Annotated in this window: 19 protein-coding genes; 6 read left to right on the top strand and 13 right to left on the bottom strand. The window is 48.7% G+C overall.

The features are described from left to right. Window positions 1-74: 74 nt before the first annotated feature. Together BP71_RS15970 and BP71_RS15965 are read left to right on the top strand one after the other, a co-directional pair. Window positions 75-524, top strand: coding sequence for a response regulator (locus BP71_RS15970; RefSeq protein ID WP_496380898.1), 450 nt, complete (start codon window positions 75-77; stop codon window positions 522-524). A gap of 26 nt (window positions 525-550) precedes the next feature. After that, window positions 551-2,959 carry a PAS domain-containing sensor histidine kinase gene (locus BP71_RS15965; protein WP_496380896.1) on the top strand — a complete coding sequence of 803 codons (2,409 nt, stop codon included), beginning with the start codon at window positions 551-553 and terminating at the stop codon, window positions 2,957-2,959. A 3-nt stretch (window positions 2,960-2,962) separates the two neighbouring features. Here BP71_RS15965 and BP71_RS15960 read toward each other — a convergent pair whose 3' ends face one another. Continuing rightward, window positions 2,963-3,832 carry a DMT family transporter gene (locus tag BP71_RS15960; protein ID WP_496380894.1) on the bottom strand — a complete coding sequence of 290 codons (870 nt, stop codon included), beginning with the start codon at window positions 3,830-3,832 and terminating at the stop codon, window positions 2,963-2,965. 51 nt (window positions 3,833-3,883) lie between these two features. Between BP71_RS15960 and BP71_RS15955 the strand changes: the two genes are divergently transcribed. After that, the gene (locus tag BP71_RS15955) at window positions 3,884-4,225 is read left to right on the top strand and encodes a DUF1801 domain-containing protein (protein ID WP_496380892.1); all 342 of its coding nucleotides are present in this window, start codon (window positions 3,884-3,886) and stop codon (window positions 4,223-4,225) included. Here BP71_RS15955 and BP71_RS15950 read toward each other — a convergent pair. Beyond that, on the bottom strand, window positions 4,220-4,438 hold the full coding sequence (locus BP71_RS15950) for a YwbE family protein (RefSeq protein WP_496380890.1): 219 nt from the start codon (window positions 4,436-4,438) through the stop codon (window positions 4,220-4,222). The two genes, BP71_RS15955 and BP71_RS15950, sit on opposite strands and share 6 nt — an antisense overlap. 4 nt (window positions 4,439-4,442) lie before the next feature. Continuing rightward, window positions 4,443-6,683: an FUSC family protein gene (locus BP71_RS15945; protein WP_496380888.1), complete on the bottom strand. Its 2,241-nt coding sequence runs from the start codon at window positions 6,681-6,683 to the stop codon at window positions 4,443-4,445. Between the two features lie 244 nt (window positions 6,684-6,927). Here BP71_RS15945 and BP71_RS15940 point away from each other — a divergent pair, with 244 nt between their 5' ends. Then, window positions 6,928-7,521, top strand: a complete 594-nt coding sequence (locus BP71_RS15940; protein ID WP_496381847.1) for an HPP family protein — start codon at window positions 6,928-6,930, stop codon at window positions 7,519-7,521. Between the two features lie 51 nt (window positions 7,522-7,572). On the opposite strand, the gene BP71_RS15935 is transcribed toward BP71_RS15940, so the two are convergent. From BP71_RS15935 to BP71_RS15925, 3 genes are all read right to left on the bottom strand, one after another. Beyond that, a complete protein-coding gene (locus tag BP71_RS15935) occupies window positions 7,573-8,097 on the bottom strand; it encodes a ferritin (protein WP_496380886.1) in 525 nt (174 codons plus the stop codon). 110 nt (window positions 8,098-8,207) lie between these two features. Further along, window positions 8,208-8,555 carry a hypothetical protein gene (locus BP71_RS15930; RefSeq protein ID WP_496380884.1) on the bottom strand — a complete coding sequence of 116 codons (348 nt, stop codon included), beginning with the start codon at window positions 8,553-8,555 and terminating at the stop codon, window positions 8,208-8,210. Window positions 8,556-8,694: 139 nt separating this feature from the next. After that, complete coding sequence (locus BP71_RS15925) at window positions 8,695-10,365, bottom strand: glutamine--tRNA ligase/YqeY domain fusion protein (protein ID WP_496380882.1); 1,671 nt, start codon at window positions 10,363-10,365, stop codon at window positions 8,695-8,697. A 105-nt stretch (window positions 10,366-10,470) separates the two neighbouring features. Between BP71_RS15925 and truA the strand changes: the two genes are divergently transcribed. Then, a complete protein-coding gene (truA, locus tag BP71_RS15920) occupies window positions 10,471-11,217 on the top strand; it encodes a tRNA pseudouridine(38-40) synthase TruA (protein WP_496380880.1) in 747 nt (248 codons plus the stop codon). A gap of 15 nt (window positions 11,218-11,232) precedes the next feature. On the opposite strand, the gene BP71_RS15915 is transcribed toward truA, so the two are convergent. From BP71_RS15915 to BP71_RS15900, 4 genes are all read right to left on the bottom strand, one after another. Further along, window positions 11,233-12,825, bottom strand: a complete 1,593-nt coding sequence (locus tag BP71_RS15915) for an aldehyde dehydrogenase (NADP(+)) (protein ID WP_496380878.1) — start codon at window positions 12,823-12,825, stop codon at window positions 11,233-11,235. A gap of 113 nt (window positions 12,826-12,938) precedes the next feature. Beyond that, window positions 12,939-13,901: an AAA family ATPase gene (locus tag BP71_RS15910; protein ID WP_496380876.1), complete on the bottom strand. Its 963-nt coding sequence runs from the start codon at window positions 13,899-13,901 to the stop codon at window positions 12,939-12,941. Between the two features lie 56 nt (window positions 13,902-13,957). Further along, entirely contained in the window at window positions 13,958-15,331 is a 1,374-nt protein-coding gene (locus BP71_RS15905; protein WP_496380874.1) for a peptidylprolyl isomerase, read from the bottom strand. Between the two features lie 95 nt (window positions 15,332-15,426). Next, window positions 15,427-17,718 (bottom strand): peptidylprolyl isomerase, encoded by a 2,292-nt coding sequence (locus BP71_RS15900; RefSeq protein ID WP_496380872.1) that lies wholly within the window; start codon window positions 17,716-17,718, stop codon window positions 15,427-15,429. Window positions 17,719-18,065: 347 nt separating this feature from the next. Here BP71_RS15900 and BP71_RS15895 point away from each other — a divergent pair, with 347 nt between their 5' ends. After that, a complete protein-coding gene (locus BP71_RS15895; RefSeq protein WP_496380870.1) occupies window positions 18,066-18,548 on the top strand; it encodes a hypothetical protein in 483 nt (160 codons plus the stop codon). On the opposite strand, the gene gloA2 is transcribed toward BP71_RS15895, so the two are convergent. The 3 genes from gloA2 to BP71_RS15880 all read right to left on the bottom strand — a co-directional run bounded on the left by gloA2 (window position 18,549) and on the right by BP71_RS15880 (window position 22,016). Beyond that, window positions 18,549-18,938: an SMU1112c/YaeR family gloxylase I-like metalloprotein gene (gene gloA2, locus BP71_RS15890; protein WP_496380868.1), complete on the bottom strand. Its 390-nt coding sequence runs from the start codon at window positions 18,936-18,938 to the stop codon at window positions 18,549-18,551. A gap of 43 nt (window positions 18,939-18,981) precedes the next feature. Further along, window positions 18,982-20,172 (bottom strand): acyltransferase family protein, encoded by a 1,191-nt coding sequence (locus tag BP71_RS15885; RefSeq protein ID WP_496380866.1) that lies wholly within the window; start codon window positions 20,170-20,172, stop codon window positions 18,982-18,984. 125 nt (window positions 20,173-20,297) lie between these two features. Then, a complete protein-coding gene (locus tag BP71_RS15880) occupies window positions 20,298-22,016 on the bottom strand; it encodes a GMC oxidoreductase (RefSeq protein WP_496380864.1) in 1,719 nt (572 codons plus the stop codon). Between the last annotated feature and the right edge of the window lie 22 nt (window positions 22,017-22,038).

Here is a 22,038-nt window from a genome sequence, read left to right as displayed (position 1 = left end):
ACTGTACCTCATCAGGTTAAATGTATTTGAGCAACGTTATGTTATTTCTACCTTGAAAACTCAATGTTTAGGTTATGAGCACAAAACCGAATAAATCCATATACCTGGCGGATGACGATGAGGACGATTGCATGCTGTTTGAAGACGCACTGAGGGAAGTAAGTACGTCCGCAGAGCTACTGACAGCGAATGACGGGGTTGAGCTGATCGATCTGATGGAAAAAACAGTTCCACCTCCGCCGGACGTCATTTTTCTGGATTTGAATATGCCCCGTAAAAACGGTTTCGAGTGTCTGGACCAGATCCGTAAGACCAAAGCCTGGGAACACATTCCCGTAGTTATATTTTCGACGACAGGGCAGGAAGAAATGGTTAGGAAAGTACATGAGAAAGGAGCCAATTTTTTTATTCGTAAACCGGGCTCTTTCCCCAAACTGAAACAGGCGATCAAGCAGGTTCTCGACATCGACTGGACCAGCCACAACTGGAAGCCTGTGCCCGAAAACTTTTATTACCAATTTTGATTTGATGACTCGTTTGCTGTTTATTTTTGGATATATCTTCTCATGAGGCAATCCAGGTGAACAAGTCAGAGAAAACAGGCCAGCACACAGCCAGCTACACCGAAAATCAGTCCAATCGCACTGATCACGAAAGCAAATTCAGAAATACGGTAAAACAGGCCCCGGTGGGGATGGCTATCCTGCGCGGAGAGGATTTCGTCGTGGAAATGGCAAATGATACTTATCTTTCTATTGTTGACCGGGAAGAAGAAGAGTTTGTCGGGAAGTCTTTATTTACGGGTTTACCTGAGGTGCGGACTTATGTGGAACCCATCTTGCTGAATGTCCTGAAAACCGGCATAGCCTACCACGGATACGAATTTGAAGTGACGCTCCGCCGCTTCGGCAAGCCCCAGTTGTGCTATTTCAACTTCGTTTATCAACCGCTTTTTGAAGACTCGGACCAAGCTTCCGGGATCATGGTCGTTGCGACGGAGGTTACGCAGCAGGTTTTGTCTAAACAAGCGCTGCAAAGGAGCGAGACGCAGTTTCGCAACCTCGTAACACAATCCCAATTTGCAAAAGCCATATTTAAGGGGCAGGATCTCATCATCAGCATTGCGAATGAGAGTATGCTCAATATCTGGCGTCGGAGCCTGGAGGAAGTCGTGGGAAGACCGCTTTTTGAGGTTTTTCCTGAGTTAAACAATCAGAAGTTCCCAGCCCTGCTACGGAAGGTATATGAGAGCGGAACTGTTTATAGGGAAAACGAGGCCATTGTTTTTGTCGACGGCCCTGGTGGGATCCGGGAACACTATCTTGATTTTCAGTATGCCCCGATGTTCGAACTGGATGGGACGGTATCCGGAATTATGGTTTCCGTGAATGATGTGACGGACAAGGTCAGGCTGCGGCAGCAGATCGCCGAAGCCGCCGACCGGCTGTCGCTTGCAACGGACGGAACCCGGCTTGCTACCTGGGACCTGAACCTTCAAACCGGGGAAATTATCTATTCGGGAAGGCTGGCGACGATATTCGGCTATGACGAAACGGCTATCGTCAGTCATCAGGAACTGAGAAACCATGTTCATCCGGACGATAAACAAAGCATTGTCGAGAAAGCATTCGAAGCCGCCCTGGTTACCGGGACCTACTACTATGAGGCAAGGATTATCCATCGGGATGGTTCCATACGCTGGATCAGAACGCATGGAAAGATCCTGTTTTCGGAAAGCAATGTGCCGCAGCGTATGCTCGGTACCATGATGGACATCACCGACCGCAAGGAATCGGAGCTTGCCTTGAAAACCAGCGAAGGCAAGTTCAGGACGCTGGCCGATTCGATGCCGCAGTTTGTATGGACGAGCGACGCGCAGGGTAACCTGACCTATTTCAACCGTTCGATGACTGATTATTCAGGCCTGGCCGCCACGCAAATTGACCGGGACGGATGGCTGCAAATGGTGCATCCCGACGATCAGACGGACCACCTGCGGCTGTGGCAACAATCGGTGCAGGAAGGGACGGAATTTGTATTTGAACATCGTCTCAAACGTTTCGACGGCGAATACCGGTGGTACCAGAGCCGTGCAATACCGCAGAACACTCCGGGGAGTATTCAGATGTGGGTAGGGACGAGCTCCGACATACACGACAGCCGTTTGTTTATCGATCAGCTTGAATCCAAAGTACAGCAAAGGACCCAGGAGCTCATCGTCGCGAACAATGAGTTAGTCAGGACGAACATGGAGCTGGCGCAGTTTGCCTATGTAGCCAGCCACGACTTACAGGAGCCGTTACGGAAAATTCAAACTTTTGCGATCCGTATTCTTGAAACAGAAATGCAGAACCTGTCGGAAAGGGGCAGGGATTACTTTCACCGGATGCAGGCTTCATCTATACGGATGCAGCGGCTGATCATCGACCTGCTTGCGTTCTCCCGCGCCAATGTGGCTGAGAAGCATCTGGAAAGTGCAAATCTGAATCAGCTGCTGCAAAATGTGCGGGAGCAACTGAGTGACGTAATTCAAGCTGAAAATGCGGTCATCACCAGCGACGATTTGCCGGTGCGGAATGTGATCGTGTATCAGTTTGAGCAGCTTTTTACGAACCTGATCACCAATGCGCTCAAATTCGTTAGTCCGGGCAGAGCCCCGATAATCGAGGTGCACGCCGGGGAGGTAGCCGGGGCCGCTATTCCTTTACCCGAAGCGCAACGTGGTCAGCAATACCAGTACATTGCCTTTGCAGATAATGGAATAGGGTTCGACCCGCAGTACAAGGACAGGATCTTTCAGGTGTTTCAGCGGTTGCACAACCGGTCGGCTTACGAGGGTACGGGCATTGGACTTGCAATCTGTAAAAAGATTGTCGAGAACCACAAAGGGCTGATCGACGCGGTGGGAAAGCCTGGCGTCGGCTCTACCTTCATTATTTATCTGCCCATGGAGGCATAGGTGCTAGCTCGCAGGCAATCTTTTCCGGCCGCCCGTATAAGTGATGGCGATGCCGAGGAGGATAATGACACCGCCGACGATCATCTGTGGGGTGATTTTTTCTCCAATAAACATCCATGCAAAAAGTCCGGTGACAACTGCCTGGCTTAGCAGGCTCAGCGAAACACGCTTCGCATCCATTTGTTTCACCGCAGCACTGATCGTCAACCATCCGATCAGTTGACAGACCAATCCCTGGACCAGAAATACAATCCAGATATCCGAGGTGAAATGCCAGACCGGCTGTTCGAAAAACAAACAAACCGCCAGCAGATAAATGCTGGACACCGCCATGCTGACCGTCATGAAACTTACGATGTCGGTGCGATTCAGGACTGTTTTGCTGATCAGCATGTAAGTGGCGTAGAGCATGCCGGACAGCACGGCCAATCCAAAACCCTTATCCAGCTGCATGGATGTAAATGCTTCAAAACCAATCAATACAATCATTCCAAGTAACGCGATGAGCGTTCCGATCCAAAACCGTGAGCCGGGTTTGTCGGGCAGGAAGAGAAATGTGCCAACGCCTACCCACACGGGCGACAGGTTGGTGAGCAGCGTCGCCTGCGTGGCATTCGAGTAGTGTATAGACAGGTTCCAGACCGCAATGTCGGTCGCGAAAATAATCCCACAAATGGCGATAGGGATCCAAAGTGCCTTCGGTGGGATTCTGAATTTTCTGCACAGGACCACATACGGCAGTAAAAAAAGCAAACCGAAAAGCATGCGATAAAACGCGGAGGTAATGCCTGACACCGGGGCCCATTTGACAAGTACGGGGAAAATGCTGATGCTGATGATCCCGATAATCAGGTTAATGCGGGGATTTGACATAAATCGGATAAATTCAGGGTAAAGATAAGGATTCATTCAAATGCCACCGGTATGAAAGAGATCGACCGTTACTTCGACGGACATGCTGAACCCACCAGGAGCTGCCTGCTCGCATTACGCTCCCATGTCCTCAGATTTGCGCCCGAGGTAACCGAAATATGGCGGTACAGCATGCCATTCTACACACATCATGGCAAGCGCTTTTGCTATCTGTGGACAGTGAAGAAGAGCGGAAAGCCCTATCTGGGTGTCGTGGATGGCTTTCGGATAGATCATCCTGCACTGATCGCGGAAAAACGTTCGCGGATGAAAATCATGCTCATTGAGTCTCAGGAAGATCTGCCGGTGCAGGATCTGGATGAGGTGCTGACGGCGGCCATTGGGCTTTTATGATTGCTCCGCTGCATTTTCAATGGTCTTAACACGACCGATTTCTCCGGATTCCAACCTGACTTTAATGCCATGCGTGTGAACCGGCGCTTTGGTCAGTATATCTTTAACGATGCCCTGAGTCAATTTCCCGGAGCGCTGGTCTTTTTTTAATACAATGGATACGGCCAATCCCGGCGCGATGTTCCTTCTTTCTGTTCCTGACAACGAAGACATGATTTTAATGAATTTGTGCAGTTTTGATCTTCTGCAATATTTTGATTTCGTCAATGGAGATTGTGCTGATCAGCTCAAAAAGTCCGTTGATGGTTTTAAGATCCGACAACATTTTCCGGGCCGGCGATTGATCAGCCTTTTCAATTCCCAATTCCTTAATTTCCTTTTTTCGTTGCGCAAGAAGCTCAACCAGTCGCTGGTTTTGTGGCAATGATTCCCGGACTATTTCCAGGCTATTGCTGGTCTTGCCGTCGATCACGTCCATAGCGGCCTGCAGCTGGCGGTCGATCTGTCGTATCATCATTTCAAATTCAACTGAAAACTCGGAGTACTCGAGTGTCTGCGCATAGGTGGAGAGCGACGCGATGTACGACGTTAGCATATGGCTTGTAGCTACAAACTGATGGTACTCTTCCATATTCAGTTGTTGCCGTTTCGGCTCGGAAAGCATTTTCTGAAAGTTGTCCGAAAGATTGGCCATAGCAATGATGGCATCTTTTCGAAGTACTTTCAATTCGCTGATATCCAATTGTTTTCCGGTGAATTTGGCTGCAACGAGATCAAAATATTTTCGGTTGGCATTCAATGCCTCTTTCATGTATTGTTTGATCTGCGAATGCTCCCACACCGGTAGTACATAAGACGAAATAATATATGCGATCACTGACCCGATCACGGTATCGATCACGCGGTCTTGCAATACCGAAGTCACGTGCTGCGGACTGAGAAAGTCGAATGACAATATCACATACAAAGTAATGCTGGTAGAAGCGACGAAATAGTTGATTTTGAGAAAACTATAAGCCAGTATCATGGCTACCATCATCAGAATGAACAATACTGTGCCGTCATCGATCAGATATAAAAAAAGGAAACCGGTGATTACGCCGAGAATGGTCCCGCCGATCCGGTGAATGTTACGTTGCTTGGTAATGCTGAATGCGGGTTTCAGGATAACTGCAATCGTGAGCAATATCCAGTAACCGTGCCCTACATCGAAGAATAATGAGGCGGTGTAACCCGCCAGCAGGCCTAATGTTACCCGCACCGCGTGCCGGAAATGGCTGGATTTAAGGGACAGATTGTCAAGCAGAATACGGGGATGATAATCTTGCTTGGGAGTGAAATCGTCGGCCTCGACAGTCACCTGATAGTCGGCACTTGCGTCAGCCTCGTATTTGGTGGCCCGGTGCAGCTTTTTGACCCGTTCGGTGACGTCCTGCAAACTATTGAGAATCTGACGAAGCATGATGAAATCTTCCATGTTGTCATGGTTCATCTTGTGTTCACGCATGCGCTCGAATGCACGCTGACATTTGTTGAACGCTTCATCAAGATCGTGTTTCGGATGGGACGCAAAGCCGCTTTGCACAGCAAGACCAATCTGCTGGATTTCGGCCGCCAGCCAAGTGATGTAGGTCCCAAACAGCCTTAGCACTTTGGTATGGTCGAATGCGCGATGCAGGTTGGCGTAGTTTTGCTGCGAATTCAGGATTCTTTCAAATAGGTCGATGCTGTCGAGAAACATCAACATCAGGATCCGGCTTTTGGTGGTGGATTCGGTGACGATCTCGCGGGTCCTGAAAAGGATTTCGCGCAGGTTTTCGTGGTTTTCGCGAAGGATCACCTGCTGGTGCACCATGCGGTTGAACAGTTCATCATAATCGGGTTTGGCAAAATAGTAGTCCGCCTTGATATAAAGCAGCTTTCCCAGCTCCACAAAATTTTCTCCCAGCAACTGCTGGATAAGCTTGTAGGGCAGGAGTTTTTGGAGAATCATGAAAAGCATGAAGTACCATATCCCGCCGGCCGAGAAGATAACCGCGGTGCGCAGTACCATGTCGCCGCTAAGGTGGTCGTCAATGTTAAATACAAAAACGAGCAGGGAGATCAGACCAATGCTGTTCACGCGGTTGCCATAAACACCCACCAAAGAGAAAAACATTCCGAAAATGATGATTTCGACAAAGATGACAAAGTGGATATGCCGGAGATAGCCTGTGATGCACGCCACTACGAAACAGGTCGCGATCGCGACGAGCAATGCATTCCGTCTTCTGTGGTAAGGGCCGGGGTTATCGGTTCCGCCGATGAGCAGGGTGCCGAGCGGAAACGCAATCATCTCACTCAGCATACCATAGTGCTGAAAAATAAGGCTCGGAATGATTGTGCCCAGGGTTAAACGTACACCGGTTGACAGGTAATGGCTGGAAATAAACTTTTTGAATTCGTCGAGGTAATTCATGCAGGCAAATCAACGGTGCTATTGCAATACTACTATTTTTAATTTCGCAACCCAACAAAAGAGGTGCCAAATTTTGATGTCAGTTTCGGGCGCGGATCTGTCTGACCTGAGCCGTTTTTTGTATATTTGGAAGGGAATAGTAGCTGTTATTGGGAGGGAGTTAAGAATGCTCCCGACATTTTACGAACCATTCACATCCCGTTATAGTTCTATTTTCAAGGCTACTTCAAACAAAAGTTCTACTATTTTGAGAAAAAGGATCAGACGTAACGCAAGATTGGTCCGTTACGTAGTTTACAAAGAGACACTCATCGATTTTAAAGATCATTTCTGGACTTTCCTGGGCTCGTTCCTCGGTATAGGCCTCATCGGACTGCTTAACGACCAAAAATTTACGGACGCTGACCACTTGTTTTTAATAGGTTCTTTCGGAGCGTCGTCGGTGCTCATTTATGGCATTGTCAACAGTCCGCTCGCGCAGCCGCGCAACCTGATCGGCGGGCACCTTGTGTGCGCGCTCGTTGGGGTGACGATCCATAAAATTATTCCGGATCAGATGTGGCTGTCATCCGCCTTTGCAGTTTCTGTTTCGATTGTACTGATGCAGGTGACCAAAACGCTGCATCCGCCGGGCGGTGCTACCGCGTTGATCGCTAACATCGGATCGGAGAAAATCAAAGCACTTGGCTACATGTATGTCGTGAGCCCCGTGTTGAGCGGTGTATTGATCCTTCTTTTTGTGGCTGTGATGGTGAACCGGTTTGCAGCGCATCGCAGATATCCTGCCAATAAAAACTGGTACCGGGTTTGGGAACGAAAGTATTTTACGAGAGTATAAACAAAAATAGCTGCTCTTCCGGGCAGCTATTTTTGTTTATCAGAAACTATATTATTCGTCGTGGCCGATTTTAGCGATCGCTTTGTCGATCACATACAGACCGGTACCGTCTTCGCCAATTACATCAAACAGCTCGATCGCCCGGCGCGCATTGTCTTCTTCCTCGATCTGCTCGCTTACGAACCATTGCAGGAAGTTTTCAGTTGCATAATCTTCTTCTTTGCGGCTTTGAGTGATGATGCGGTTGATAGATTGTGTAACTGCGATTTCGCTTTGAAGCGCAGTTTCAAATACACTTTTGAAAGTAGGGTACTCCTGCTTCACCCCTGAAATTTCGGGAGAGATCGCCGTACCACCAACTGTCATCAGGTAGTTGAAGATTTTTAGCATATGGCCGCGCTCTTCGTCTGACTGTTTAAGGAAGTACGCTGCGCTGTGCTTGAAACCGTTACGGTCGCACCACGAGGCCATGGCCAGATATTTAGCAGAAGCCTCAGCTTCCATTTTTACCTGGTTGTTCAAAAGTATCTCTATCTCCTCTTTGAGGGAAGTACGTTGTCTCAGTAAGTCTTTCATGATTTTGCTTGTTTTACGTGTCTTAGTAAGTGCAAATATCATGCGAAAGTTCAGCATTCCAAATCCTTTTCGAAATTTGGAACCGGTCTAATATAGTCTGTATGAGTAATTTAGACTAATTCTTGCTCAGTAAAGAGAATTTGATGGAGCATTGAATTCAGCTCGATTGCGAAGTGGGTGCCGTTGACAAGTTCCCTTAACTGGATCACCTCGCAGAGCGTCATTTTATGATGAAGATTGAGCTGAGGGGCTTCAACAAACTCATAGTCAGACTCGTCCGACAGATCGAAAATCTTGCTATGGATATCGATGCCATTAATGAGCCGACGAAAATTCAGGAAATCGAGGATTTTAAAAGAAGCTTGGATTTCACCAAAATGAAGGACAATCCGGGAAGTTAGATCACACTGCAGGCTGTACCCTTTGGCGGTACTAAACAATTCATTCTGGGTATTCACTGACGGCAAAGAATTTGAATCGTGGAAATTGTTACACAAAGATAGATTCAAACTTTTTGCCACGCAAGTTATTTGTAAGCAATCTAATTAAATGCCGCAGGCTTTTAACCTGCGGCATTTACTAATGTTGAATGGTTGATTAGCTGCTGGTCTTTGCCCAGTTATCGCGCAATGTCGCCGTACGGTTGAAAACAGGTTTTTCTGGTGTACTGTCAGGGTCTTTGGCAAAATACCCCTTGCGCAGGAACTGGAATGATTCCCCTTCGCTCGCTTCAAGCAGTGCTGGTTCTGCATGACCGGTAATGATATGCAGGGAGTCGCGGTTGAGATATTCCTTGAAGTCGCCATCTTCGGAAGAAACGTCTTCAACGGAGAAGAGGCGGTCATACAAGCGGACTTCGACTTCCACGCCATGCACGGCTGACACCCAGTGCAGGGTTCCCTTTACATTGATACCCGTAGTATCCTGCCCGCTTTTGCTGTTTTCGATATAGGCGCAGCGAACTTCGGTGATCTCGCCATTTTCGTCCTTCACAAAGTCATCGCACTGAATAATGTAGGCGCCCTTCAAGCGGACCATTTTGCCTGGTGCGAGGCGGAAGTATTTCTTGGATGGAACCTCCATGAAGTCCTCTTTCTCGATGAAAAGCTCTCTCGTGAAAGGAATATCACGAATACCTGCCGAGATATCCTCCGGATTGTTTTCGCTATGACACATTTCAGTAACACCCTCCGGGAAGTTGGTAATCACAATCTTTAATGGATCAAGCACGACCATTCTGCGGAGTGCTTTTTTGTTGAGGTCTTCCCGTACACAGAATTCCAACAGGCCTACGTCCACTATATTTTCGCGCTTGGCAATACCGATCCGGTCGCAGAAGTCCCGGATGCTTTCCGGTGTATAGCCTCTTCTCCGCATTCCGCTGATCGTCGGCATGCGCGGGTCGTCCCACCCGTTTACGTGTCCCTCCTGTACCAGTTGGAGCAATTTGCGCTTGCTGGTGACGGTATAGTTGAGATTGCGGCGGGCAAATTCATATTGATGAGAGGTATAGATGCCCAGTTTTTCAATCAGCCAGTCGTACAATTCACGGTGCGGTGCGAATTCGAGTGTACAGATTGAATGAGTTACGGTTTCGATGGAATCGCTTTGTCCGTGTGCGAAGTCGTACATAGGGTAAATGCACCACTTGTCGCCGGTGCGGTGGTGATGCGCATGTTTGATACGGTACAGGATCGGGTCGCGCATGAGCATATTGATGTGACCCATGCCGATCCTGGCGCGCAATGTGCGGCTGCCGTCAGGGAATGCACCATTTTTCATTTGTTCGAAAAGTGCAAGATTCTCCTCCGCCGTACGGTTGCGGTAAGGACTGTCTTTCCCCGGCTCCGTGGGTGTTCCTTTCAAAGCGGCGATTTCTTCCGAAGTAGAATCGTCTACATAGGCAAGACCTTCGTTGATCAGCTTGATCGCGTAGCCGTAAAGGGTGTCGAAATAGTCGGATGCGTAATGTTCATTTTCCCACTCAAAACCCAGCCAGCGAATGTCATTCTTGATATTCTCGACATATTCGGTGTCTTCCGTCACCGGGTTGGTATCGTCAAATCGCAGATTGGTATAACCCGGAAACTTCTTGGTGAGTCCGAAATTCAGGCAAATGCTGGTAGCATGCCCAATGTGCAGATAACCATTGGGTTCGGGTGGAAAGCGTGTAATAATCCGGGTATATTTTCCTGATTGAAGGTCAGTGTCGATAATCTCCTCGATAAAATTCAGGCTTTTCTCTTCTTTTTTCTCTTCCGTAATCATACTAAAATGAAATTGTCCAATTCTCAAAGTTAACCTTCTTCCCGCAAATTCCGCAATCAGCTCCCCTAAATCGTAAATCCCGGTGCTTTGGTTTAATTTTGCAAAATGCGCTATTTCCTAGAATTCAGTTACCGCGGAACCGCCTACAATGGCTGGCAAAAACAGAACAACGCATTGGGCATTCAGGAAGTGCTGGAAGAAGCACTCTCGAAAGTCCTTAGAATGTCCGTTGATCTGACGGGGAGCAGCCGTACGGATACCGGGGTTCATGCAGAACAACAATTTGCGCATTTTGATTTACCCACTGCCATCGATAATCCCGATTTGCTGGCCTATAAAGTGAATGCGCTGATTCCCAGGGATGTGGCGGTGCGCAGGTTTGTTCAAGTGGCCGACGACGTTCATTCCCGCTTTGCCGCCACGCACAGAAAGTATGAATACAGGATCATCCGACACAAAAATGCCTTTCTGACAGATCTTGCCTATCAGCTCAGGGGTGACCTCGATGTTGGTTTGATGAACAGTGCCGCTAAACTGCTGCTTGTGCACAACGATTTCGAAAGTTTTAGCAAGATCCATACAAATGTCAATAATTTCCGTTGCAGCATTACGCAGGCGGAATGGGTCGACTCGGGAGAAATGCTGACGTTTCACGTTAAAGCCAACCGGTTTTTGAGAGGAATGGTTAGGGCCCTGGTGGGAACAATGCTGGAAGTAGGACGGGGGAAGTTGACAGTCGAAGATTTTGAGCAAATCATCCTGTCGCGGAACAGAAAAAACGCCGGGGCACAGGCCCCGGCGGCAGGCTTATTTCTGGTGGAAGTAGGTTACTCGGATAACCTTTTTTCATAACCCGGACCGCAATGCTCAGATAGCATCTTGGGTCTGCACATTATCGACGAGCCTGAAAATCCCCAGCGGATTATCGTTTTTAAGTTCTTCGGGTAGCAGCGCATCAGGCCAATTCTGGTAAGACTGCGGTCTGACAAAACGCAAAATAGAATTCCTGCCTACCGACGTGAATTTGGGATCAGCTGTGGCTGGAAATGGCCCGCCATGATGAATTGAGGGGCAAACCTCGACACCGGTTGGCACACCGTTCATGATAAAACGCCCGGCAATTTTGGCTAGCTGGCGCACAATAGCAGGATATGCGCTGACTTCCGGCTCTTCCGCCATGAGCGTGGCGGTGAGTTGGCCCTTTAAATGCGATATCGCTTCGAAGAGCTCTGCGGTATCATCACACACGATCAGCAGCGAGAATGGACCGAACACTTCCTCATGTAATTTTGGGTTAGCAATGAAATTCTTTCCCGATACCATTGCGATGGACGACTCTGCCTGGTTTTTCCCATCGCCATGATTGTTTGAAACAGCCAGGGCGGAAACCTGGGGCTGCTCCAATGCCTCTCCGCGAAGTTTATAATAATTTTTACAGATACCGGCCGTCAGCATAGTTGCCGATGTAGTATTCAGGATCTCAGCTTTATATGAGTCCCGGAATACCTCGAACCCTTCGGATTGAGTTACAAAAACAAGCCCTGGATTAGTACAGAATTGTCCCGCACCCAAACTGACGGAGGATGCGAGGACTTTACCCAATTCCGACGCATTGTTTTTCAGGTATTGTGGCAAAACCACGATCGGATTGACGCTGCCCATTTCAGCATAGACAGGAATTGGTTCATCGCGTTGTTGTGCAAGTCGGTACAGGGCCATTCCGCCCTTGTAAGATCCTGTAAACCCAACCGCTTTACTGGCCGGATGTTTTACTAAGGCTGTACCGACTTCGAAACCATCATCGTAAAGCATCGAAAAAGTGCCGTCGGGCATACCTGTGCGTGTAGCCGCACGCACAACTGCCTGAGCAGTCAGATCGCTTACTCCAGGATGTGCGGCATGCGCCTTGACAATGACCGGATTTCCGGCGGCCAATGCCGGCGCTGTATCAACACCTGCGACGGAATACGCAAATGGGAAATTGCTCGAACCGAACACGATAACCGGGCCGATGGGCACAAGCATTTTTCGGATGTCAGGTTTAGGGACCGGTGCCCGGTCAGGACGAGCAGTATCGATCGACGCTTCTACCCACGAGCCTTCGCGGAGCAGATCTGCAAACTGGGAGAGCTGGTTGATCGTCCGGGTACGCTCTCCTTGCAAGCGGGCTAAAGGTAATCCTGTTTCAAGATTTGCCCTTTCCAGGAGCTGGTCACCCAATGCGAGTAGCTCTTCCGTGATTGCGATCAGAAAATCGGCACGTCGGGCGGCCGACACCTGTGAATAGCTGTCAAAGGCCTTTTCGGCAAGCTGCATCGTGCGGTTTACTTCGTCGATTGTGGCACTATAGAAGTCTTCCGGGAGAAAAGTGTCTGATGCGGGGACATAGGCTTTCAGTTTTCGGTTTCCGACGGCAGAGCGTGCGAATCCGATATAGTTTTTTCCTTGAATGGATGTCATGCGATATCAAGCGGATTGATGATGGGTATAAAACAAAAAAGTTTGTGCCATCCGGGGATCACACAAACTTATAAATGCTGTATTCGTAAAACCTACTGTGTCCGGAACGTCGGTCAGACCAGTCTGCCGATAATATCGTCCACCGAAATGCCTTCTGCCTCCGCTTTGAAATTTCGGATGATGCGGTGACGCAATACCGGCAATGCCACTGCCTTCACATCTTCGATGTCCGGGGAGTATTTTCCTGATAGCAAAGCATTACATTTCGCAGCGAGAATCAGGGCCTGCGACGCACGCGGCCCGGCGCCCCATTCCAGGTAATCGTTGGTATCCTTCACTGCCAATCCGCCGGTTGGCCGTGTTTTATGGACGAGTTTGACGGCGTATTCGATCACGTGATCGGTCACGGGAACACGACGTACCAGGTGTTGGAAATCGGTGATCTCCTCGGCACTGATTACCTTTTTGACCTCATAGCGGTTGTCGGTAGTGGTGCTCTTAACGATATTGACTTCCTCAGTGTACGAAGGATAATCGAGCTGGATCATAAACATAAACCGGTCGAGCTGTGCTTCGGGCAGGGGATAAGTACCTTCCTGCTCGATCGGGTTTTGCGTGGCCAGCACAAAGAATGGTCTGTCCAGCGAGTGTTTTACACCAGCAATAGTGACCGAATATTCCTGCATCGCTTCCAGCAATGCCGATTGAGTCTTGGGTGGTGTCCGGTTGATTTCGTCAGCCAGGATAATATTGGCGAAGATAGGACCCTTGATGAATTTGAAATTGCGGTTCTGGTCCAGGGTTTCCGAGCCCAGGATATCGGAAGGCATCAGGTCGGGCGTAAACTGTATCCGGTTGAAATTTAAATCGAGGGAGGAGGCGATTGTTTGAATGAGTAACGTTTTGGCGAGGCCCGGAACGCCCACCAGCAGGCAGTGCCCCTGGCAAAAAATAGCGGTGAGCAACCTTTTCACTACATCATCCTGGCCTATAATCACATTCCCGATTTCACTACGGATTTTATCATAAGCTACTTTCATAGCTTCGGCAGCTTCTACGTCCGATGAATACTTCACGTTATTTTGGATTAGATTTTCAACTCGTTTAATGCAAAGATTGTCGTCCGTGAACGCTATATATCGTCCCCTTTGGCGGCCAGGCCAAGTACCTTACAGTTTTTGTACTCAGGTTCGATGCTGATAAATACGTCACCCTGGGCTTTTTTGAACCACTCTTCCAATGCATTGTTGCGTTTGTTGCTCAACACGATCTGCGCCAGTTTTTCGTAGTCGTCGTGGAGATTGGCAGTATGCGGCTCCGACTTGCTCTTATACCAAAGTATCCGCATGGCGCTGCTGCCGTCTTCCAGACGATAAGATACGGGCATGCTTAGGTCTCCGACTTTCATCGTGTCAATCGCGAAGTACAATGCCGGATCCATGGACGCATCCAGGGTAAGCTTCGCCAGACCAGTGCTTCTGTCCTGAATCAGCCCACCCGATTCTGCGGTCTCCTTGTCGTCCGAGTTATTCAGGGCCGCTTTGGCAAATTTCAAGGAGTCGCTTTTGATCAGGATCCGCAAGCTGTCGAGTGCGCGGGTCGCCAATGTCATGTCGGTACCCTTGTTATAGTCGGGGCGGAGGAGGATGTGGCGGGTGTGGTATTCAGCTCCCCTTGTTTCCAGCATTTTGATAAGGTGGAAGCCAAATTGGGACTCAATAATGCCGGACATTTCGCCAGGCTTAAGTGCAAGGGCGGCACCCTCAAATTCAGGTACCATCGCACCCCGTTTTGCGAAGCCCAGGTCACCGCCAATTTTTGCGGAACCAAGGTCTTCAGAGTAGATCTGCGCCAATGTGGCAAAATCTTCACCCTTTTCAGCCCGCTGCCGAAGGTCCTGTAATTGCTGCCGCAATTTGTCTTTCTGCTCCCGAGTAACTGTTCCTTTTTTGACAATGTGCCCGACCTCAACCTCGGACGGGATATAGGGCAAGCTGTCTTTGGGAATGGAGTTGAAGAACTTGCGAACCTCGGATGGCGTGATTTTAACATTGCCCGAAATCGTACGCTGCATCTTTTCTACGATTTTTTGGTCCTTAACCTGTTGACGCAGCTCGTTTTTAAGATTTTCGATGCTTTTGCCGTAGGCTTCAACAATGTTCTTTTCTGAGCCGAAGCGCTGGATCATGTAGTTCATTTTCGCATTCAGCTCTCCGTCAACTTCCTTGTCTTCTACGGTCACTGAGTCGATCTCGGCTTTGGCCAGCAACATTTTATTAATGATAAGCGATTCGAGCAGCTGGCATTTCTCAGGAGCGGTCCTTCCTTCGGCCTTGTACTGATTGTACATTTCTTCCAGCTCAGAATTCAGGATGTAGTGGTTATCGACTCTGGCGATAATCTTATCCAGGCTCACTCCCTGCTGACCTTGTCCGTAGCTTATTGCGCTGACGAACAGCGACAGAATTGCTATTAAATGAGCCGTGATCAATTTATTTACTTTCATATAACTCCTTGGATTCTGATTTGGATTACTGCGGGTTTTACTGAATTAAATTCCTAAAAATGAAACAGATTCGGTTTCTAAATGCTAAAATAAGGCTAACGCTTAATTTTTTCTAATTCCTGTGCATTGACTTTGACCGGGAATTTTTGCTGCAACCGGGCGAGCCATTGTTTTTCCAGTTCTTTTTGATATTCGTTGATCACGCTTCCACGTGCTTCCAGGAACGTTTTCGGGCGTGGTGCGTCTATTTTGGTGATGTTCATCCATTTCACAGCGCTACTTTCGCTGAGCGTTTGTTCACCAGTTTGCCATTTGAATTCAGTCAATAACGGGTCGTTTTTTGTGAAGTATCCCTCCCTGATTGTTACGGCCTCGGGATTTTCTGAATTGTAAACCTTTTCCACATCCTTTTTGGACGAGCTGTAAAACTGAAAGCTGACCCTTCTGTTACGTTCTGATTCAGCGGTTTGCCGGAAAGAGCCGTAGTCTTTTTCTATGATACGCAAAATCGGGATGTTTCGTGCATTTAAATATTTCACGACATTCCTGACGCGTGCGGAAGAGGTGGTTTCAGGTTCATCCCCGGCGCGGTACCCGGCTATTTCAACCACGTATTCCGCATTCTTTTCCATGATGATGTAAAGATCGTTCAGCACGTCAAGTTGCGGGTTTCCGATCTCGGAGGAATTGGCTGGGAAAAGGATTTCTTTAGACCGCCTTTCCAGTTTGTATGGACTGGTGGCTAATGTTTTCCTGACCGAGTTCAAGAGTTGTGTGTCCTTAGCGGCTACGATCGTCGCCATGGCGCGTTCGGGGAAGTTATAACGGCCTTTGTTTCGTTCATAAAAGTTCCGCTGCCCGGTAGAATCCGAAAGTGAGCGCTGCCATACCTGTTCTTCCATTACCTGCGAAAGTAATACTCCTTCGCGGATCTCGTTCATTAAACTGCGGAATTCGGGGCTGCTCTCTTCCAGATGCTCACGTTCATAGGCAGAAAGGCTCTCCGTTATGTAATCGTCATAGTAATGCCTGAACAGTACGGCGGGAGAGGTGTCCTTCGGCCTGGGTTGCTGTCTTCTTTTGATGTAATTCAGAAATGACAGGGCGTCATAGGGTCTTTGTCCGATCCGGAAGAGGATAACGTTTGCCCAATCTGCCGTGACGGCACGTTGATAATCCCATTTGCCTGTTCGCAAAGTGCTGTCGGCTAATGGAGCAACCAGGTTCCATTGGTCCGCGACTTCTTGCACCGGATATTTTTCTCTCAATCTTTTAGCGTTCGCCTGCTCGATCACTTTTGCGCGGGAATCGTTCACGACTTTTTTCCGGAGCGACGGGGCCATATTGGCGAAAGTTTCCAGGGGTTTCTTCTCAACCAGCCGGATGATATGCCATCCGTACATCGTCAGAACGGGTTTTGAATATGCATTCGCGCGCGTTAGCGCAAATGCGGCCTCCTCGATTTCAGGTACCATCTGGCCCGTGCCAAAGATCGGCAACAGCCCGCCATTCTTTCTCGACTCGGTGTCATCCGAATAGTTTGCTGCCACCAGGTTCCAGTCGCCTCCGTTCTGTAAATGGTTATAGGCCTCTTCAATCCTGTTTTTTGCAGATTCTTTTTGTGCAGCTGTGGCAGTAGTATCCACTTTTATCATGATATGTGCGACCCGCACCATTCCCCTGTTAGGGCGGCGGTCAGTTACCTTGATGAGATGATAGCCGGTTTTGGTACGCACGGGCTGAGATACTTTGCCCACGGGTAATGTATAAGCGGACGACTCTATCGGATAAAGTGTTTGAAAGGCCGTGAAGTAACCCAGGTCACCGTTGGTGGTCTTAGCCGCCGGATCTTTCGAGAATCTGGCGGCCATGTCCCCGAAATCAGTCCCTTCTTCCAGCCTCCCCCGGAGCGAGATGGCAGCTCTGTGGGCCTCCAGCGTGTCTGCCGGAGAAGCATCTTCGGAAACGCCGATCAGTATATGAGACGCCCGGACTTCATATTTCAGGCGATTATAAGCTTCGTTGGTCAGTTTCTCAACCAGCGCTTTGTCGACGAGGTGGTTTTTGGCCAGTTGATCGCGATACGAGAAAATTTCCTCCCGGTAATCGAGCGTGGTGTCTTTACCTTCTGCTTTCGCTTGCAGCACTTTTACCTTCTGATCTGCATATATCGGTAAATATTCCTCCGGTGTCAGAGGTTTGGAGGAGTCGGAAGCAAATTTATTCTTGTTATAAGAGTCCTGATATTCGTCAACGGAGAATTGTTCGCCGCCGATTTCGATGAGAGGCTGGGGAGCGGCTACCGTTTGCACGGGCGGAGCCGAGGTTTTGCATGCGGTGACAATGAAAATCGTAATGAAACCAATATGGGACTGGAATTTGGACATATTCAGAAATTGTATTAGGCTATGGGTGCTGTCTTAGTTAACCCGCAATAGCGCTCAAATATTGTAAAGCCAGCAAAGTTAGCCGCTTTCTGGTCAGGACAAAAAAATGCGGACAGGTATGTGATTTGCCTTTGTCAATTTCCCCATTTCCAGTCGCGCGGCTAGGGCGTATTCACCCCAGTAAACAGTCCGTTTTTTTGTGACTGAATCGGAGAGAAAGGCTTACTAACAATAATTTGTGATTTAAAAAGGAATAAGTATTTCAATTGTTATAAAGCAGCTGCCGGGGCCGGATTCAGGAATAGTTTTTTAAGAACTTATTCTACAAAGATTAACTTCGACGATATATGGAAGCGAGCAATGGAAATGAGTTCATTCAGATGATACGCTCATTGTGGAATGAGCAGAAAACGAGAGAGATCCTATATCTGGAAGCCTTGAAAAAAGACGAAATGGGGCCATTCCGTCGCGTATTGAGCCAGGGGCATGTGAGTGCCGTTTTGTTCCAGAAAGAAATAAGGGCGGTTTATGATTATTTCAAATGCTTTTTGAATGATCGCGAGCTTGCCGATTACAATCATATTTCTGCCCATGCTTCGCTGCAACTGCTTGAAAGCGCTAAGGAAAAGGAGGAAGTAGCTTCTTGTCTGAAGAAGATTGAGGCTGCTGCAATCCAGCTTTATAAGGGTGTCAGGAACTATCTTGAAAGAGAGCCTGAAGCCCAGCGCCTGATGGACGAACATCTCAGACGTACCTCGGAGTTTTATGACATGCTGTGCAAGCTGGAAGCCGGTGGCCGACGTAGCTTCGGTTTTACCGCCGCAGCCTGATCAAACTTCATACAATTCAATCGGCAGATCGTCCGGGTCTGAGAAAAAAGTAAACTTCTTGCCTGTAAATTCATCCACCCGAACCGGTTCCGGGAAAATACCCTTTCCATTCAAATCGGAAATAGCCGCTGCTATGTCGGAGACGCTGAATGCAATGTGTCTCAATCCACACGCTTCCGGGCGGGATACGCGCGCAGGTGGGGCAGGAAACGAAAAAAGCTCAATGCAGTAATGGCCGTTCAGCGAAAGATCAAGTTTGTAAGAGCTGCGTGCTTCCCGATAAACTTCATGATCTATTTTAAATCCTAAGATTTCGGTGTAAAACCGTTTTGACTTTTCGTAGTCGGAGCAGATAATAGCGATGTGGTGTATGGCCTGTAAATGCAGCATATTTGGGGATAATTTCAATTATCCCCAAATATAGAACAGCAGATCAGATCTTGATAAAAATCTTCTTTTTGTACATCCAATGCAGGATGAGCCATTCGATCAGTAAGATCAGGGTGCCGCTTACGAGTGAACTGTACCCCTCTCCGAAAATAGTGTTATAATTTTGGCCCAGATGGATTTGGAATGATTCCCGTATGAAACTGCCAAATCCATCGGCGATAACATAAGCAGCAATGGAATTGGTGCCGATCACAATCAACGGGAAAAACCAGGACCTGCCATTTTTTACATCAGCCAGAAAGTAGAACAGACTCAGCAGTACAAAGCACCAACCGCCGCTAAAAAGTGCCCACGAGGGTGTCCAAATGCGTTTTACGATCGGGTTGAGGCCGGAAATATTTAATATAAGCGCCAGCACGAACAGTGTCGCGGCTGTGATCGCGAACCGTTTGAGGAGCCAACCCGAAGCAGAAGCGGATTTAAGCCATTGACCGGCGATTAATCCCAGTATCATGGTTCCCAGGGTAGGAATGAAACTCAATGTGCTGTATCCGCCTCCGTTGAAAAGAAATGGTTTCTCGCGGGGGAAGAGGTTCATAAACCAACGGTCGAAAGCCCATGCCATGTTGGTGTTTTTATTCCAATGCGCGGCGAACCCTTTCAGATTGTGTTCCCAGTCAGCAGTGGTGCCGGTTGCGGACCAGTCGAATCCCGGCCCTGGAAGCGGGTACATCGCGAAAGCAGCCGCATAACCGACAAGAATGACGCTCAGTGCAATCCATCGCACTCTTTCGGAAGCAAAACCTAATCCAAACAGAATGGGATAACCGAGCCCTATCTGGGTCAATGTATCTTCAAAAGTAAAATTGGTTTGGGAAGAATGCATGGAGCGTAGAAATATCCCGAGCAGGACGAGAATCAGGGAACGGCGAAAGGTATGCATCCACATGACCGATGTGGTTTGATTTTTGCTGGCCCTGCTGGCCATTGAGTAGGGTAAGGCAACTCCGACCAAAAACGAAAATGATGGCTGAATAAGGTCATGGAGTGAGCACCCTACCCAGGGAACATGGCTTTGATGAAAATCCATAAAAGCCCAGAATGGGCTGTCTGGGAACGCTTCGGACACTTTGCCGAATCGTAAAACTTCGGCCATCATAAGGAACATCACAAATCCGCGGTAGGCGTCAACGGATGACACACGCTGAGGAACCAGAGTAGGAGAGTCTTTCAAAATTCTTGGGTTAAGGTCAGTGGTTTTTGTTAGTACGGCAAATACATCCAAAAGGGTTACATACGCCAAAGAAAAAACCCCGCAGGTTCTACCATGCGGGGTTTTAGCAAAGAATCGGGATAAGATTATACGTTCATCTTTTTGAGTTCTTTCACAGCATGGTCCGCTGCACGCGCGGTCATGGCCATGTAGGTCAATGACGGGTTGACGCATGACGCCGACGTCATGAACGATCCATCCGTCACGTAAACGTTTTCCGCGCCCCAAACCTGGTTGTGTTTGTTCAACACCGAAGTCTTAGCGTCGTTACCCATCCGGGCGGTGCCCATTTCGTGGATACCGATGCCGGGGTGCTTGGATTCGTCGTTGTATGGAGTGACATTTTTCAGACCGGCTGCTTCAAGCATTTCCGCAGCGTCGTTCATCATGTCCTGACGCATTTTTTTCTCATTATCGCCGTAAGCAGCGTCAAAAACGACGATTGGAAGACCCCATTTGTCTTTTTTGGTGGGGTGCAGCGTAAACCTGTTTTTTTCGTCCGGGATCATCTCTCCGAAACCGCCCAGGTTCATACTCCAGCCGCCTGGCTGAGATATCGATTTTTTGAAATCTGCTCCGAAGCCATCTGTTCCGACCCCGCGGCCCCAGCTCTCGCGACTTGCCCCTCCCTGGTAGCCGAATCCGCGGATATAATCGCGTTTGTCGGTGCCCCAGTTGCGATAGCGCGGTACATATATACCATTGGCGCGACGTCCGAAATAGTATTTATCCTCAAAACCTTCCATGTCGCCCCTTGCACCCACTGCCAGATGGTGGTCCATGATATTGCGTCCGAGCTGATCGCTGTCATTTCCAAGGCCGTTCGGGAAACGTTTCGACTTAGAATTCATCAGGATAGACGACGAAGCGATGGCAGAAGCGTTCAGGAAAATAATCTTGGCAAAATATTCCTTTGTTTCCAGCGTGTTCTGGTTAATTACCCTAACACCGGTTGCTTTGTTGAGTTTATCGTCAAAGATTACTTCCGATACGATTGTATCCGGTAAGAGCGTCAGGTTGCCGGTTCTTTGTGCAGCAGGTAGAGTGGCAGCCTGGGTGCTGAAATAGCCTCCGTATGGACATCCGCGCATACACATGTTACGAAACTGGCATGCGGCACGCCCCAATTCGGTATGAAATGGTTGTGGTTGCGTGAGGTGCGCTGCGCGGCCCATGATGACATGGCGGCCGGCGAATTTCTTTTCAACTTCCCCCTTCACATGTTTTTCAACGCAGTTCATTTGCATCGGGGGCAGGTAGTTCCCATCGGGCAGGACGTCCAGGCCGTCTTTGGCACCGCTGATCCCGGCAAATTTCTCCACATAGTCGTACCATGGGGCAATTTCAGCGTACCGGATTGGCCAGTCGACGCCCACACCATCTTTTGCATTGGCTTCGAAGTCGAGCGCATTCAGGCGGTAACTCTGCCGGCCCCAGAGCAGGGAGCGGCCACCGACGTGGTAAGCGCGGATCCAGTCGAACTTACGGGTTTCGTCGTAGGGGTTTTCATTGTCGTTTTCGAAAAGGTAACGGTGTTCCTCATTGGCGGTGTAGCCAGTGCGCATGCCGGCCCAGTATTCTTCCTTGGCCTGGGTGGTTACACGCCCGCGGTGTTCAAGTTCCCAGGGGGCTAGTGTCGCTGTTTTATAGTCAACAATATGCTTGATGTCTCTTCCTCTTTCCAGCATCAGGACTTTCAATCCTTTTTCCGTCAATTCCTTTGCAGCCCATCCGCCGCTGATTCCCGAACCGACCACTATGGCATCATAAGTGGCCTGTTTTGTTGCTTTTAAGTTCAGATTCATGATGAATATTCGTCAATATTTT

Source organism: Dyadobacter ginsengisoli DSM 21015 (genome assembly GCF_059568735.1).
This window is presented reverse-complemented; position numbering and strand designations above follow the sequence as displayed.

Excerpts from the sequence above, each read along its gene's own strand:
- BP71_RS15950 (WP_496380890.1), bottom strand. The coding sequence starts at position 4,438 with ATGTCTTCGTTGTCAGGAACAGAAAGAAGGAACATCGCGCCGGGATTG.
- BP71_RS15945 (WP_496380888.1), bottom strand. The coding sequence starts at position 6,683 with ATGAATTACCTCGACGAATTCAAAAAGTTTATTTCCAGCCATTACCTG.
- BP71_RS15970 (WP_496380898.1), top strand. The coding sequence starts at position 75 with ATGAGCACAAAACCGAATAAATCCATATACCTGGCGGATGACGATGAG.
- BP71_RS15955 (WP_496380892.1), top strand. The coding sequence starts at position 3,884 with ATGAAAGAGATCGACCGTTACTTCGACGGACATGCTGAACCCACCAGG.
- gloA2 (WP_496380868.1), bottom strand. The coding sequence starts at position 18,938 with ATGCTGCATTTACAGGCCATACACCACATCGCTATTATCTGCTCCGAC.
- BP71_RS15960 (WP_496380894.1), bottom strand. The coding sequence starts at position 3,832 with ATGTCAAATCCCCGCATTAACCTGATTATCGGGATCATCAGCATCAGC.
- BP71_RS15915 (WP_496380878.1), bottom strand. The coding sequence starts at position 12,825 with ATGACATCCATTCAAGGAAAAAACTATATCGGATTCGCACGCTCTGCC.
- BP71_RS15900 (WP_496380872.1), bottom strand. The coding sequence starts at position 17,718 with ATGTCCAAATTCCAGTCCCATATTGGTTTCATTACGATTTTCATTGTC.
- BP71_RS15895 (WP_496380870.1), top strand. The coding sequence starts at position 18,066 with ATGGAAGCGAGCAATGGAAATGAGTTCATTCAGATGATACGCTCATTG.
- BP71_RS15905 (WP_496380874.1), bottom strand. The coding sequence starts at position 15,331 with ATGAAAGTAAATAAATTGATCACGGCTCATTTAATAGCAATTCTGTCG.
- BP71_RS15935 (WP_496380886.1), bottom strand. The coding sequence starts at position 8,097 with ATGAAAGACTTACTGAGACAACGTACTTCCCTCAAAGAGGAGATAGAG.
- truA (WP_496380880.1), top strand. The coding sequence starts at position 10,471 with ATGCGCTATTTCCTAGAATTCAGTTACCGCGGAACCGCCTACAATGGC.
- BP71_RS15880 (WP_496380864.1), bottom strand. The coding sequence starts at position 22,016 with ATGAATCTGAACTTAAAAGCAACAAAACAGGCCACTTATGATGCCATA.
- BP71_RS15925 (WP_496380882.1), bottom strand. The coding sequence starts at position 10,365 with ATGATTACGGAAGAGAAAAAAGAAGAGAAAAGCCTGAATTTTATCGAG.